The following is a 13,413-nucleotide window of genomic DNA, read 5'->3' on the forward strand; positions in this document are numbered from 1 at the left end:
CCAGTCGGCCGAGCCCCCCTCAACGCCGCCGGCCCCACCGTCGCAGGCCCCCGACGCGCCGTCCGCCGGCCAGCCCGACCCGGGTCGCCCTGCCGACGGGCCCGGCCAGCCGGGGGACAGCAACCCGCCCGCGCACTGACGGGCGCGTAGCAGCGACGCGACGGTTCCCTCCGAGTAGGTTGCAACCCGACGCCTACCGGAGGGAATCGTCGTGTCGTACCCGGACCAGGCGCCGGAGCCCCGGCCCGTCGCCGCGCCGGAGCCCCGGCCCGTCGCCGCGCCGGAGCCCCGGCCCGTCGCCGCGCCGGAGCCCCGGCCCGTCGCCGCGCGCCGGCCGGCCGCCGTCACGCTGGCGGCGACGGTGCTGGCGCTGATGACCCTGGGTGCCGTCGCGTACGCCGTCACTGCCCTGCTCGCCCTCGGCGGCACGGTTGACCGGTTCCGCACCGCCGCCGACGGCACCGGCGCGGCGACCGACGACGTCGACACGGTGGTGACCCTGGTCCGGGCCGGCACGATCGTCTCCGCGATGGTGACAGTCCTGGTCGGCCTGGTGCTGGTCGGCCTCGCCGCCGGTCTGCTCGCCGCCCGCCCGGTCGCCCGGGTGTCCACCTGGGTGGTCAGTGGGCTGGGTCTGCTCGGCGGCTGCTGCACGCTGGCCGCGCTGGTCGGGCAGCGGGCCGCCCCGCTGAAGGTGGGCGACGCCGGGCTGCTGCCGCTGCTCGGCGAGGCGTACCCGGCCTGGTGGCTGCCGGTCAACGCGGGGCTTTCGGTGGCGCAGATGCTCGGTTACCTTGTGGTGGCCGTGCTGCTCGTCCTGCCCGCGTCGAACAGTTGGTTCGGTGCGCGCCGTCCCGCTCGGCCGGCGGAGCCGCCGGAGAATCCGTACGGTCTCCACCTGCCGCAGGGTTCGCGGCCACCGGAGTAGAGGAGCCCCGTTGACCGCCGATCGCCCGGGCGCCACGCGACGGGCCCTGGTCACCGGCGCCACCGCCGGCATCGGCGAGGCGTTCGCCCGTCGGCTCGCCGCCGACGGCGGGGACCTGGTGTTGGTGGCCCGGAACGCCGATCGGCTCGCCGAGGTCGCCGCCGAGCTGACCGGCCGGCACGGCCACCGGGTGGAGACGATCCCCGCCGACCTGTCCACCGTCGACGGCTGCGCGCTCGTCGCCCGCCGGCTCGCCGCCGGGCCGCCGGTCGACCTGCTGGTCAACAACGCCGGGATCAGCCTGGAACGGTCCTTCCTCCGGTCCACCGTCGAGGACGAGGAACGTCTGCTCCGGCTGAACGTGCACGCCGTCATGCGGCTGACCCTGGCGGCCCTCGGCCCGATGACGGAACGACGCCACGGGGCAGTGATAAATGTCTCTTCCGTCTCCGGGTTCGGGCCGGTGATGCCGGGGTCGACGTACCCGGCGAGCAAGGCGTGGGTGACAGGTTTCAGTGAGTCCGTGGACCTGTCGGTCCGACCGCTCGGCGTCCGGGTGATGGCGCTCTGCCCCGGCTACACGGCCACCGGCTACCACGAGCGCAACGGCATCGACATGTCCGGCACGCCCCGGTGGATGTGGCTTCGAGCCGACGACGTGGTCGCCGAAGCCCTGCGTGACCTGCGAAAAGGCAAGCAGGTCAGCGTCCCCGACTGGAAGTACAAGCTCGCCGTGGCGGGTCTGCGGCACGCGCCGCGCCGGCTGCTGCGGCTGGTGTACAAAGACCGGCGAGGCCGGCTCGGGCCAGCCGACGGCTGACCGGGGCGGTTCTCCCGGCTGTGCCCGGCCATGCCGACCGGCCACCCTACTGCCCCGCAGGGCAGTCGCACAGCGTAGTGGTCCATCGCCAACTATCGGTCGCTCGGCAGGCTGATCCGGGAGGACCCCGCAGACGGGGCACAGACTCGCGCAGTACCCTCTATCGCCATGGGGGACCACGACGACCTGCGTAAATTCATCATCGACCTGGCTGTGGTCCATGGACGGGTGGTGCTCTCCTCCGGCCGGGAGGCGGACTGGTACGTCGATCTGCGCCGCGTCACGCTCCATCACCGTGCCGCGCCGCTGGTTGGCCGGGTGATGCGTGAGCTCACCGCCGACTGGGAGTACGACGCGGTCGGTGGGCTCACCCTGGGTGCCGACCCGATCGCCGTGTCGATGCTGCACGCCGCGGCGGAGACGGACCGTCCGTTGGACGCCTTCGTGGTCCGCAAGGCCGGCAAGGCGCACGGTTTGCAACGTCGGATCGAAGGGCCTGACGTGGCCGGCCGGCGGGTACTCGCGGTGGAGGACACCTCGACGACGGGCGGCAGTGTGCTGACCGCGGTCGAGGCACTTCGCGAGGCCGGGGCCGAGGTGGCAGGTGTGGCGGTTATTGTTGATCGAGGCGCTGGGGACGCCGTACGCGACGCCGGATTGTCGTATAGGGCCGCCTATACGTTGGCTGACCTCGGCCTTCTGGCGTAAAAATTTGCCGATTCGGATCTGCTGATATGCAGGCGGATCGATGCTGCTGGTGGAAGGATGGAATACGTGGGAACTGCGTTGGCTGAAATGACCATGCCTCAGATCTCGCCGCTTGCCGGCGAGCCGATCGAACGTGCCGATGCCGAGCGGCTCGCGGGGGTCCTCAAGGCCCTCGCCGACCCCGCTCGGCTGCGGCTGCTCAGCCTGATCCAGTCGGCGCCCGAGGGCGAGGCGTGCGTGTGTGACCTGACCGCGCCGCTCGGCCTCTCGCAGCCGACGGTCAGCCACCACCTGCGTATCCTCACCGAGGCCGGCTTGCTGGAGCGGGAGAAGCGCGGTGTGTGGGCCTACTACCGCCTGGTGCCCTCCGCGATCGCGACGATCGCGGACCTACTCACTCCACCGCGTAAGCGGGCCACCAAGAAGGCCCGCTGACCCGTAGTTTGCTCGTCGTTCCGCCCGGGGCGACGTCCGGTGGCGTACCAGGGGTGGCGCCGCTGGTCGGTGACGACTGTCGTTGACGCCTGCCCGTCAACGACAGTCACGATCCGGGCCAACAGGGGTTCGTGGACAGACAACACGATGGCCGGCCCTCCCGGGCCGGCCATCGTCGTCCTGCTGATCAGTGATGCCCGTAGTGCTCGCGGGTCTCCCGGATCGCCTCCTCGGCCGCCGCCACCTCCTCGGGAGTGGTGCCCCGCTTGGCCGCCATCCGCGCCCGCAGCAGCTCCACCACGATGGGGACCACCGAGAGCACCACGATCCCGATGAGGATCATCTCGATGTTGGCCTTCACGAACGGGATCTGGCCGAGGAAGTAGCCGAGCACGGTGACGCCGGTGCCCCAGAGGATGCCGCCGACCACGTTGTAGATCACGAAGGTCCGGTAGCGCATCCGGCTTACCCCGGCGACGATCGGCGTGAAGGTCCGCACGATCGGCACGAACCGCGCCAACACGATCGACCGGGCACCGTACTTTTCGAAGAACTCGTGCGCCTTGATCGCGTTCTCCTGCTTGAACAGGCGGGAGTTCGGTCGCCGGAACAGCGCCGGCCCGACCTTGCGCCCGAAGGCGTAGCCGACCTGGTCGCCGGCGATGGCGGCGAGGGTGATCAGCAGACACACCAACCAGAGCGGGTACTTGATGTACTGCCCGTCGGCGGTGAGCAGCCCGGCCGTGAACAGCAGCGAGTCACCTGGCAGGAAGAAACCGATCAACAGGCCGGACTCGGCGAAGACGATCACCAGGATGCCGAGCAGCCCGAAGGCCGAGATGAGCCACTCCGGATCCAGCCAGTCCGGGCCCAGGGCGAGCGTGGTGGTGGGCATCGCGGGTGACCTCCGAGTCTGCCTGTGGATGGTGGCGGTTCCTCCGCCACCGGCGACGGCACGCCCCGTAGTGTAGGTGCCGCCCCGTCCCGGCCGGTGCGCGACGTCACACCCCGGCCGGAGCGGCAACCCCGGCCGGGGTGTGACGGTGCTTCACAGCCGGGGGTCCACCGGCTCCGACTCGCAGGCGAGGATGGCGAAGACCAGCTCGTGCCGACGCCACAGCGGAGCCCCCTGCGCCCACGCGTCCAGGGCGGCCAGGCCCAGGCCGTGCTCGCGCAGAGCCAGACCACGCTTGCGCCCCAGGGAGCGGCGACGCAGCGCGGCGAGCTGCGCCGGGTCGGTGTAACCCGGACCGTAGATGAGCCGTAGGTACTCCCGGCCCCGGCACTTGATTCCCGGCTGGAGCAGCGAACCCTTCTCCGACCGCGCGGCCGGCCCGGCGTACGGCTTGACCACCATGCCCTCACCGCCGGCCGACGTCAGCGCCAGCCACCATTCGGTGGCCGCCGCGACCGCCGACTCGTCGGCCAGGTCGACGACCCGACGGCGGGTGGGCGTGAAGAACGCCGGGTCGGCCGCGCAGAGCCGGTCGGCCAGGTCGAGGTGCCAGCCGTGGTCCCGGTCGACGAAACTCACCCCGGTGCCGGCCAGCACCGCGAACGGGGCGAGGGTCACCCCGTGCAGCCCGTCGGTCGGCGCGACGTACGCCCGGTAGGCCGCCGAGTAGGCCACCACCTCCGCCCGGCGGGCGGCCATCCGCTCGCGCAACTCCGCCACCGGCAGGCCCCGGGCCGCCGCGGCATCCAGCGTGGCGAGCGCCGCGGGCAGCGCCGCCCGTCCGGCCGCGCCGACGCTGGCGTACTGCTCGCGGATCAGCCCGCCCGCCTTCGCCGACCAGGGCAGCAGCTCGGCGTCGAGCAGCAGCGCGTCGGTGCCCAGCTCGGCCCAGAGGCCGGCGGCGGTGACCGCCGCCCGGACCCGGGCCAGCAGCTCGGCATCCAGCGGGGCGCCGAAGAACGGCCGGCCGGTGCGGGTGTGCACCACCCCGCCGCCGAACGGGCCGGGTTCCCGCTCCACCAGCACCACGGCCCGCGATCCCATGTGCTTCTCCTCGCAGACCACCCGGTCCACCCCGGCGGCCCGGTAGTCCGCGAACGCCTGTGCCGGGTGCTCCAGGAACCCGTCAACCGTCGAGGTGGAGCAGGGCGCCATGGTCGGCGGCAGCCAGAGCAGCCGGGCGGGATCGACCGCGAAGCGGCTCATCACCTCCAGCGCGGCGACGGCGTTCTCGGCGGGCACGGTCAGCGTCCCGTACGCGTGCCGGATGTGCCGCCGGCCGGTCACGTCCGCCAGGTCCAGTACCGCGTCCGGTCGGGTCGGGGTGACCACCAGCGGACGGACCGGGGCGTACCACTCCTTGACCGCGTCGACCGAGACCAGCTCCTTCTCCGGGTAACGCAGCGCGGTCAGCCGCCCCCCGAAGACGCAGCCGGTGTCGATGCAGATGGTGTTGTTCACCCACTCCGGTTCCGGGGTCGGCGTGTGGCCGTACACGACCATGGCCTGGCCCCGGTAGTCGCGCGCCCACGGATAGCGCACCGGCAGGCCGTACTCGTCGGTCTCGCCGGTGGTCTCCCCGAACAGCGCGAACGCCCGAACCCGCCCGGACGCCCGGCCCTGGTACGCCTCCTTCAGCCCGGCGTGCGCGACGACCAGCCGGCCGCCGTCCAGCACGTAGTGGCTGACCAGGCGGTCGACGAAGGTGGCGACCTCCGCGACGAACTCCGCCGGCTCCCCGTCCAGCTGGGCCATCGTCTCCGCCAGGCCGTGGGTGAGCCGCACGTCCCGCCCCCGCAGCTTGCGCAGCAGCTTCTGCTCGTGGTTGCCCGGCACACAGATCGCGTGCCCCGCCGCCACCATGCCCATCACCAGGCGCAGCACACCCGGCGAGTCGGGGCCGCGGTCCACCAGGTCACCCACGAAGACAGCGGTACGACCGGCCGGGTGCACCGCGTCCACCGGGCGGCCCGCGTCGTCCCGCCGCAGCTGCCAGCCCAGCCGCAGCAGCAGCGCCTCCAACTCCTCCCGGCAGCCGTGCACGTCCCCGACGACGTCGAACGGCCCGGTCAGCTCGCGGCGGTCGTTGAACAGCCGTTCGTAGCGGATTCCGGCGGCGTCGATCTCCTCGACACCGCGCAGCACGTGCACCTTGCGGAAGCCCTCCCGGGCCAGCAGCCCGTACGACCGGCGCAGGTCGCGCTGCATCCGGGCCAGCACCTGCCGGCCGAAGCTCCGGTCGGCCCGTGTCCGCGTACGCTCCCAGGCCAACGCCTCCGGCACGTCCAACACGATCGCCACCGGCAGCACGTCGTGCTCGCGGGCCACCCGGACCAGCGCGGCACGGGCGTGCGGCTGAAGGTTGGTCGCGTCGACCACGGTCAGCCGGCCACGGCGCAGCCGGGTCGCGGCGACGTGGTGCAGCGCGTCGAACGCGTCGGCGGAGGCGGACTGGTCGTTCTCGTCGTCGGCGACCATCGCCCGGAAGGTGTCCGACGAGAGCACCTGGCTGGGCAGAAAGTGCCGGCGGGCGAAGGTCGACTTTCCGGAGCCGGAGACGCCGACCAGCGCGACCAGAGCGAGTTCGGGGATGTCCAGGGTGGTCATCGGGGGGTCTCGTCCTTCCTGGTCAGCACGGCCAGCTGGGTGGGGGCGCCCACCTCGGGGTCGTCGTCACCGATCCCACTGATCGTGGCGGCGTAGCCGTACCTGGCGGCGACCCCTTCGACCCAGTCGGCGAACTCGGCGCGGGTCCACTCGAAGCGGTGGTCGGGGTGCCGGAAGCCGCCCGCGCCCAGTCCCTCGTAGCGGACGTTGTACTCGACGTTCGGGGTGGTCAGCACGACCGTGCCCGGCCTGGCGTGGCCGAACACCGCGTCCTCCAACGCCGGCAGCCGGGGCGGGTCGAGGTGCTCGATCACCTCCATCAGCACCGCCGCGTCCCAGCCGCGCAGCCGGTCGTCCCGGTACGTCAGCGCCGACTGCCACAGCCGGACCCGGTCGCGCTGCCGCTCCGGCAGCCGGTCCAACCGCAGCCGACGGGCCGCCATGCTCAGCGCGTGGATGGAGACGTCGGTACCGCCGATCTCCGTATACCGCCGGTCGGCGACCAGGGCGGTGAGCAGCGCACCGCCGCCGCAGCCCAGGTCCAGCACCCGGGACGCCCCGCTGGCGGCCAGCGCGGCGAGTACGGCTCCCCGGCGTCGGACGGCGAGCGAGGCTCGCCGGCTGTCCTTCTCCGCCGTCGGCTCGGTCTCGTCGACGCTGTCGTCGGCGGGCGGCTCGTCGGCCAGCCGCAGCTCGGCAAGGCGGGCCATGGCCTGCTCGGCCAGTGCCCGCCGGTGCGCCAGGTAACGCCGGGTGATCAGACCGCGTTCGGGGTGGTCACCCAGCCAGCCCGCACCCGCTCGGAGTAGCTTGTCGATCTCGTCCGGCGCGACCCAGTAGTGCTTCGCGTCGTCCAGCACCGGCAGCAGCACGTACAGGTGGTTGAGGGTGTCGGCGACCCGGACGGTGCCGGTCAGCAGCAGGTCCACGTACCGGCTGTCACCCCAGTCGGGGTGCTGTTCGTCCAGGGGCACGGGGGTCGCGGTGACCGTCCAGCCCAGCGGGGCGAACAGCCGTACGGCCAGGTCGGCTCCGCCCCGGCAGCGCAGCACCGGCACCCGTACCTCCAGCGGGATCGCGGTGCCGGCCAGCTCCGGCCGGTCCCGCGACTCCCCGCGCAGCGCCGACCGGAACACCGTCGACAGCGCCGAGGAGAGCAGGCTGGAGGCGGCGTACGCGCGGTCGTTGACGTACTGCCCGAGGGTGAAGCTCTCCGGGGTGGCGGCCTGCCTGCGACCCCGACCCCGGCCCGCGCCGAGCCGCTGCGGGTCGATGTCGACCAGGAGCGCGGCGGTGCACCGGGCGGCGTCCGCCTCCGGGTAGAAGAAGTGCGCCGTGCCGGCGGGCAGGTTGAACGACTGCACCCGGTCGGGGTGCTTGACCAGCAGATACCCGAGGTCGGTCGCCGGCCGGTGGGTGGTGGTCAGGGTGAGCAGCACCCGTTCATGTTTCCAGCTGTCTCGATCTTGCGTCGTCCCGTTTTTGTCGTCCTGCGAGACGGCGGTGCCCCGCCGACCTCGGGGCCGGCGGGGCACCAGGTGGTGCGGGTGGATCAGGCCACGAAGCGGGTCCTGCGGCGGCGGGCCGCCAGGTAGCCGCCTGCGCCGGCGGCGAGCAGCAGGCCGCCGAGGCCGGCGATCAGGCCGGTGGACGCGCCGGTGATCGGCAGAGGGCCGCCGTCACCGCCGCCGTTGCCACCGTCGGCCTCGATAACCAACGGGGCGATGTCGTTCTTCGGGTTGAGGTCGATGGTCTGCTTCTCCTCTGCCACGTCGAAGTGGACGAGTTGCACCGAGCCTGCCGCGCCGCCGACCTTGTCGATCCGCAGGCCGAACTCGAACACGGCGGACTGGCCCTTGCGCACGACGTCGTACCACTCGCAGAAGTAGACGCGACCGCCCTCGTCACCGTGCTCCCCGGCCGGCTTGTCGCCCTTGGTGGGCGCGCAGTTCTCCGGCGCGTTTACCACCGTGGCGCCCTCCGGGACGGTGACCTTGGTTGCGGTGATGATCTCGCCGGTCGTGTACCCGTTGGTCCGGGCCGGCCCGTTGTTCACGAAGCCGACCTTGGCGGTGACCGTCTTGCCGATCGTGCCGGGCAGCTCGGCGCCGGTGGCGACAAGGTCGGCCCGCTGGTCGCCGGTCACCCTCAGGTGGACGAGAGTGCTGTTGTTGCTCGTGTCCTTGTCTGTCTGCCGCAGGCTGCGGGCCTGCGCGGCCGGAGCCGGCACGAGCGTCAGCGCACTGCCGTTGCCCTTCTGCCAGCCGTCCTCGGGAAGTTGCTGCCGCGCGAACTCCTCGTAGTCGCCGCTGGCGAACCAGAAGGCCGATCCGCCCTGCACGCTCGGCGCCCAGGCGTCAGACGCGATCTTCAGGCCGGCGGAGCCGTCGAGCCGGAGAGCGACGCCCGCCGGAATCTCATCGTCGAAGCGGCAGACGGTCAGGAGGTAGCCGAAGCCCTCGGCGTATGAGCAGTTGCTGTAGCGCTGCGCCGGGGCGAGCGCCTGCGTGTTGGCCATGAAGAGCACCGTGCCACGGGTCGTCGTGTCGCCGATGTTGGCCACCCCCAGCGGGGTCTTCACCGTCGTGCCAGGCGCACCGGCGGCCTCCAGCAGGTCCTGGGCCCGCAGGTCGACGCCCTCGCCAACCTCGACGGAGGCGCGCGTGGTGGTCGCGGGACCGCCCTTGGCGCCCACGCTCAGCACCACGTCGCCCTTGGCGCCGGCGACGGCCTTGTCCTTCGCGGTGACCCTCAGGACCAGAGAATCGTCGATCAGCCGGCTGCCCTTGACGTTGCAGGTGATCACCGTGGCGGTCTCGGTGCAGCCCGTCACGTCGTCGCTGAGCACGACCGAGGCGAAGTCGGTGACCGCGCCACGGTTGACGGTGATCGTCACGTCCTTCGGCATGACTTCGGCGAAAGCGGACAGCTCGATGTACTTGTCCTCGCCGCCGACCGCGATCAGCGCGTTGTTGGCGTAGAGCAAAATGTCGTCCGAGCCGGGCTCCGCGGCGGCGGGGGTGGCGGAGGCCGCGACGAAAGCGCCTGCGACGCCCAGCCCGGCGAGCCAACGCCGGGTGGAGTGCTTGAGCATGTGCGGGGTTCCTCCCGTGGGGTGTCCAAGGTGAAGCCTGCGGATCCTAAGGACTCCTGAATGCTGCCCGTCGCCCCGGAACGCCACTCGATCAGGGAATGAGCCGAACGGCTGAGGATGTTCGGCGCATCGGACCGACCGCGGTGATGTCCCGCCGCCGGCGGCTCGACCAGGCGCGGCGATTCGCACCAGGCACAGGATCTGGTGCAGGAGACGCGGGTCGCGTCCGTGCACACCTCGCGGGTCTTCCGAGCCGGCTGTCAACGGCTAGACGGCGCGGCCTCGGTCGATCGGCTCCGCCAGCGGCGAGGGCTGCCCGACGGCGCCTTCGACCGGGACCGCACCGCCCAGGCCTTCGCCGCCGGGCTGGTCCGCAGGGCCGGAGGACAGGGCGTTCTCAGTGATCCGGCTCGGCTCTCCGGGCTGGTCGCCGCGGTCGGGCCGAAGGTGGCGGTGGCCGGCGGTGCGACCTCGCTACTGGAACTGCTCCGGGTGGTGCCGGAGCTGAAGTCCCTCGACCCGGTCGGGATCAACCTGCCGGTTGATGCGCCCGCCGACCGGAGCTGGGTGGTCGGGACGGACCCGGCGGCGACACCGCAGTTCCTCGCCGCGCTGCGTCAGGACCGGCTGGCGCAGTGGGTGGCGGAGCACCCGGGTCGGGTCACCCCGATGGGGTGACCCGACCGGCGCCTGTTGTCAGCGGTAGTCGTCCTCGTCGGCGGTGACCACCCGGGCCTGTTCCATCGCGTCCCAGTCGGCGACCTCCAGGCCGCGGTGCGGCTCGACGTCGTCCTCGGTGGGACCGGCCACCACGGACTGCTCGACCGCGTCGGCCGGCTCGGCCTCCAGGTCGCGCTCCTCCGGGCTGAGGTGGTCGCTCGGGGTGAACTCCTCTTCGGGCTGACCCATCCTCGTCCTCCTGAGTTCCGGCGGATTTCCACCCACACGGTACGGGTTGCGGGCGGTTGTCGCCCGGTGGGCGGGCAGGCGGACTCGGTGGATCACGCCACCGGCGGCCCCCGGCGGTGCCAGGATGGTGGCGTGGGCTTCCTGATCCGGTTGATGATCACGGCGATCGCGCTGTGGGTCACCACGCTGGTCGTGCCCGGGGTCGACGTCGCCGGCCGCACCGGCACGAACACCGTGCTGACCCTGCTCGCCGTGGCTTTGATCTTCGGCGTGGTCAACGCGGTGCTCAAACCGGTCATCAAGGTGGTCGGCTGCGTGTTCTACCTGCTCACGCTCGGTCTGATCGCGCTGGTCGTCAACGCGTTGCTGTTCCTGCTCACCGACTGGATCGCGCGCGGGCTGGACCTGCCGTTCCGGGTGGACGGTTTCTGGGCGGCGTTCTGGGGGGCCATCGTGATGGCGGTGGTGAGCTGGTTGATCAGCGTCGTCGTGCCGGACAGGCTGGAGCGCCGGTGACGGCCCTGGTGGGCGGGCACCGGGGCGGTTGTGTCGACCGCCGGCTACTACGGGATACTTCCCGCGGTGGACAGCGCGGTCCGGCGCACCCGATGGAAGACAACGGCCAGCGCGGCCGAGAGCGGTAAGTAAGGAGCGTTCGACATGCCCATCGCTTCCCCCGAGACTTACGCGGAGATGCTGGACCGGGCCAAGGCCGGCCGGTACGCGTACCCCGCGATCAACGTGACGTCGTCGCAGACCCTGAACGCGGCGCTGAAGGGCTTCGCCGACGCGGAGAGCGACGGCATCATCCAGGTCTCCACCGGTGGCGCCGAGTACCTCTCCGGCCCGTCGATCAAGGACATGGTCACCGGCGCGGTCGCCTTCGCGGCGTACGCGCAGGAGGTGGCGAAGAAGTACCCGGTCAACATCGCGTTGCACACCGACCACTGCCCGAAGGAGAAGCTGGACAAGTTCGTCCGGCCCCTGATGGCCATCTCGCAGGAGCGGGTGAAGAACGGCCAGGAGCCGCTGTTCCAGTCACACATGTGGGACGGCTCGGCCGTGCCGGTGGCGGAGAACCTGGAGATCGCCGCGCAGCTGCTCGACGAGGCCGCCAAGGCCAAGATCGTCCTGGAGATCGAGGTCGGTGTCGTCGGCGGCGAGGAGGACGGCGTCGAGAACGCCATCAACGACAAGCTCTACACCACCGTCGAGGACGGCCTGGCCATGGTCGAGGCGCTCGGCCTGGGTGAGAAGGGCCGCTACATGGCGGCGCTGACGTTCGGCAACGTGCACGGCGTCTACAAGCCGGGCAACGTCAAGCTCCGCCCCGAGGTGCTCAACCACATCCAGCTCGCGGTCGGCGCCAAGTACGGCAATGAGAAGCCGCTCAGCCTGGTCTTCCACGGCGGTTCCGGCTCGCTGCTGTCGGAGATCCGGGAGGCGCTGGACTACGGCGTGGTGAAGATGAACATCGACACCGACACCCAGTACACCTTCTCCCGGCCGGTCGCGGACCACATGTTCCGCAACTACGACGGCGTGCTGAAGGTCGACGGCGAGGTCGGCAACAAGAAGTTGTACGACCCGCGTGTCTGGGGCAAGGCCGCCGAGGCCGGCATGGCCGCCCGCGTCGTGGAGGCATGCGAACACCTGCGCTCCACCGGCACCAAGCTGAAGTGACCTGCGCTTGACGGCCGGCGTCCCCGATCCGGGACGCCGGCCGTCGGCGCGTCTACGCCGTCGCCGTGAGCACCCGGACGGCCTCGCGCACGTCGTCGGTCAGGTGCACCGTCGTGGACAGGTCACCGAACGGGGAGCTGGCGAAGAGCGGCCGCAGCAGCGACTCGACCGGCAGCTCCCTGGTCCAGTACGCCCGGTCCAGGAAGACGTACGCCCCGCTCGCCCCGTCGGTGCCGTAGTACGTCTTGGTCGCCGCCTGGAACACCTCCTGCACGGTGCCGGCCCGGCCGGGCGCGAAGACGATCCCGCCCCGGGCCAGCCGCAGGATGGTGTCCTCCCGGATGGCGTTGGAGAAGTACTTGGCGATCCTCCCGGCGAAGAGGTTCGCCGGCTCGTGGCCGTACAGCCAGGTGGGGATGGCCAGTCCACCGGCGCGCGCCCAGTCCAGCCCCGGCCCTCGCTGCTGCGGGACGGCCGGCGGGGCGGCGTACCGCTGGCGGACGGCCAGCGCCGCCGCGGTGTAGTGGTCGTGGTCGGTGAAGTCGGGGGCCGCCGCGAGCAGGTCGATCGCCGCGTTCACTTCGTCGGCCGGCCAGGCGGCCAGGAACGCGCCGAGGTTCGCCGCCTCCATCACGCCGGGTCCGCCACCGGTCACCACCAGCCGGTCGGCCCGGGCCAGCTCCCAGCCCAGCACGGCCGCCATCCGGTACGGCACGCTGCCGCGCGGTACCGCGTGCCCGCCCATCACGCCCACCACAGACTGCGGGCCGTGCGTCGCCAGCCAGGCCCGGGTCGCGTCAGCCAGCGCGTTGTCGACGCCGTGGTCGTGCAGCCGCTGCCCGAGCGCCTCCTTGACGTCCGGCAACGCGCCGCCGTGCGCGCGGAAGTGCGCGTACACCCGGGTGTCGTACATGCCGGCGAAGCCGCCCTCGGCGAAGCCGGCCGCCAGGTCGTCGGGGGTGTAGAGGTGCGACGGCTGGGTCGGGTACGGCAGCCCGGAGAAGGGCGGCACCACGTTCGCGCCGCGCCGGACCAGGTCGGCGCCGGCCTCCCGGTCGACGAATCGGCAGCCGACGAAGAGGGTGCCCGTCACGTCGACGGTGGTGAGGTCGGGGACCGGGTCGAGGTCGAAACGGAGCCCCTGGACGGTCAGCCCGGCCAGGCTCCCGGTGGCCAGCCACCGGTCGAACGCGGCCCGGGTCTCGATCTCGTCGTGGCTGGTGTCGTGCGGCGCGATGACGTCCGTGGGTGGTGGGGTTGGCACGGGCCCATCC

13 protein-coding genes are annotated in these 13,413 nt (G+C 72.0%); 7 read left to right on the forward strand and 6 right to left on the reverse strand.

Annotated elements, in window-relative coordinates:
• Positions 1-349: 349 nt before the first annotated feature.
• The 4 genes from E1193_RS23145 to E1193_RS23160 all read left to right on the forward strand — a co-directional run bounded on the left by E1193_RS23145 (position 350) and on the right by E1193_RS23160 (position 2,891).
• The gene (locus E1193_RS23145; RefSeq protein ID WP_243707838.1) at positions 350-928 is read left to right on the forward strand and encodes a hypothetical protein; all 579 of its coding nucleotides are present in this window, start codon (positions 350-352) and stop codon (positions 926-928) included.
• A gap of 10 nt (positions 929-938) precedes the next feature.
• Positions 939-1,748 carry an SDR family oxidoreductase gene (locus tag E1193_RS23150; RefSeq protein ID WP_132185292.1) on the forward strand — a complete coding sequence of 270 codons (810 nt, stop codon included), beginning with the start codon at positions 939-941 and terminating at the stop codon, positions 1,746-1,748.
• Between the two features lie 168 nt (positions 1,749-1,916).
• On the forward strand, positions 1,917-2,456 hold the full coding sequence (gene pyrE, locus E1193_RS23155; protein WP_132185293.1) for an orotate phosphoribosyltransferase: 540 nt from the start codon (positions 1,917-1,919) through the stop codon (positions 2,454-2,456).
• A gap of 57 nt (positions 2,457-2,513) precedes the next feature.
• Positions 2,514-2,891, forward strand: coding sequence for a metalloregulator ArsR/SmtB family transcription factor (locus E1193_RS23160; RefSeq protein WP_007454255.1), 378 nt, complete (start codon positions 2,514-2,516; stop codon positions 2,889-2,891).
• Between the two features lie 187 nt (positions 2,892-3,078).
• On the opposite strand, the gene E1193_RS23165 is transcribed toward E1193_RS23160, so the two are convergent.
• The 4 genes from E1193_RS23165 to E1193_RS23180 form a co-directional block, all read right to left on the reverse strand.
• Complete coding sequence (locus E1193_RS23165; RefSeq protein ID WP_132185294.1) at positions 3,079-3,786, reverse strand: VTT domain-containing protein; 708 nt, start codon at positions 3,784-3,786, stop codon at positions 3,079-3,081.
• A gap of 153 nt (positions 3,787-3,939) precedes the next feature.
• Entirely contained in the window at positions 3,940-6,453 is a 2,514-nt protein-coding gene (locus E1193_RS23170; RefSeq protein WP_132185295.1) for a polynucleotide kinase-phosphatase, read from the reverse strand.
• Positions 6,450-7,892 carry a 3' terminal RNA ribose 2'-O-methyltransferase Hen1 gene (locus E1193_RS23175; RefSeq protein WP_132185296.1) on the reverse strand — a complete coding sequence of 481 codons (1,443 nt, stop codon included), beginning with the start codon at positions 7,890-7,892 and terminating at the stop codon, positions 6,450-6,452. Before E1193_RS23175 ends, E1193_RS23170 begins: the two co-directional genes overlap by 4 nt.
• A 113-nt stretch (positions 7,893-8,005) precedes the next feature.
• On the reverse strand, positions 8,006-9,547 hold the full coding sequence (locus tag E1193_RS23180) for an LPXTG cell wall anchor domain-containing protein (RefSeq protein WP_132185297.1): 1,542 nt from the start codon (positions 9,545-9,547) through the stop codon (positions 8,006-8,008).
• Between the two features lie 204 nt (positions 9,548-9,751).
• Between E1193_RS23180 and E1193_RS23185 the strand changes: the two genes are divergently transcribed.
• Positions 9,752-10,225 (forward strand): hypothetical protein, encoded by a 474-nt coding sequence (locus E1193_RS23185; RefSeq protein WP_132185298.1) that lies wholly within the window; start codon positions 9,752-9,754, stop codon positions 10,223-10,225.
• An 18-nt stretch (positions 10,226-10,243) separates the two neighbouring features.
• On the opposite strand, the gene E1193_RS23190 is transcribed toward E1193_RS23185, so the two are convergent.
• Positions 10,244-10,456, reverse strand: a complete 213-nt coding sequence (locus tag E1193_RS23190; RefSeq protein WP_132185299.1) for a hypothetical protein — start codon at positions 10,454-10,456, stop codon at positions 10,244-10,246.
• 132 nt (positions 10,457-10,588) lie between these two features.
• On the opposite strand from E1193_RS23190, the gene E1193_RS23195 reads away from it, so the two are divergent.
• Complete coding sequence (locus E1193_RS23195; protein WP_132185300.1) at positions 10,589-10,972, forward strand: phage holin family protein; 384 nt, start codon at positions 10,589-10,591, stop codon at positions 10,970-10,972.
• Positions 10,973-11,116: 144 nt separating this feature from the next.
• Positions 11,117-12,139, forward strand: a complete 1,023-nt coding sequence (gene fbaA / locus E1193_RS23200; protein ID WP_132185301.1) for a class II fructose-bisphosphate aldolase — start codon at positions 11,117-11,119, stop codon at positions 12,137-12,139.
• A gap of 52 nt (positions 12,140-12,191) precedes the next feature.
• Here fbaA and E1193_RS23205 read toward each other — a convergent pair whose 3' ends face one another.
• Complete coding sequence (locus tag E1193_RS23205; RefSeq protein ID WP_132185302.1) at positions 12,192-13,403, reverse strand: hypothetical protein; 1,212 nt, start codon at positions 13,401-13,403, stop codon at positions 12,192-12,194.
• Positions 13,404-13,413: the final 10 nt, after the last annotated feature.

Origin of the sequence: Micromonospora sp. KC606 (genome assembly GCF_004348675.1) — a bacterium.
Taxonomy (GTDB): Bacteria; Actinomycetota; Actinomycetes; order Mycobacteriales; family Micromonosporaceae; genus Micromonospora.

Excerpts from the sequence above, each read along its gene's own strand:
- pyrE (WP_132185293.1), top strand. The coding sequence starts at position 1,917 with ATGGGGGACCACGACGACCTGCGTAAATTCATCATCGACCTGGCTGTG.
- E1193_RS23160 (WP_007454255.1), top strand. The coding sequence starts at position 2,514 with ATGGAATACGTGGGAACTGCGTTGGCTGAAATGACCATGCCTCAGATC.
- E1193_RS23165 (WP_132185294.1), bottom strand. The coding sequence starts at position 3,786 with ATGCCCACCACCACGCTCGCCCTGGGCCCGGACTGGCTGGATCCGGAG.
- E1193_RS23170 (WP_132185295.1), bottom strand. The coding sequence starts at position 6,453 with ATGACCACCCTGGACATCCCCGAACTCGCTCTGGTCGCGCTGGTCGGC.
- E1193_RS23180 (WP_132185297.1), bottom strand. The coding sequence starts at position 9,547 with ATGCTCAAGCACTCCACCCGGCGTTGGCTCGCCGGGCTGGGCGTCGCA.
- E1193_RS23190 (WP_132185299.1), bottom strand. The coding sequence starts at position 10,456 with ATGGGTCAGCCCGAAGAGGAGTTCACCCCGAGCGACCACCTCAGCCCG.
- fbaA (WP_132185301.1), top strand. The coding sequence starts at position 11,117 with ATGCCCATCGCTTCCCCCGAGACTTACGCGGAGATGCTGGACCGGGCC.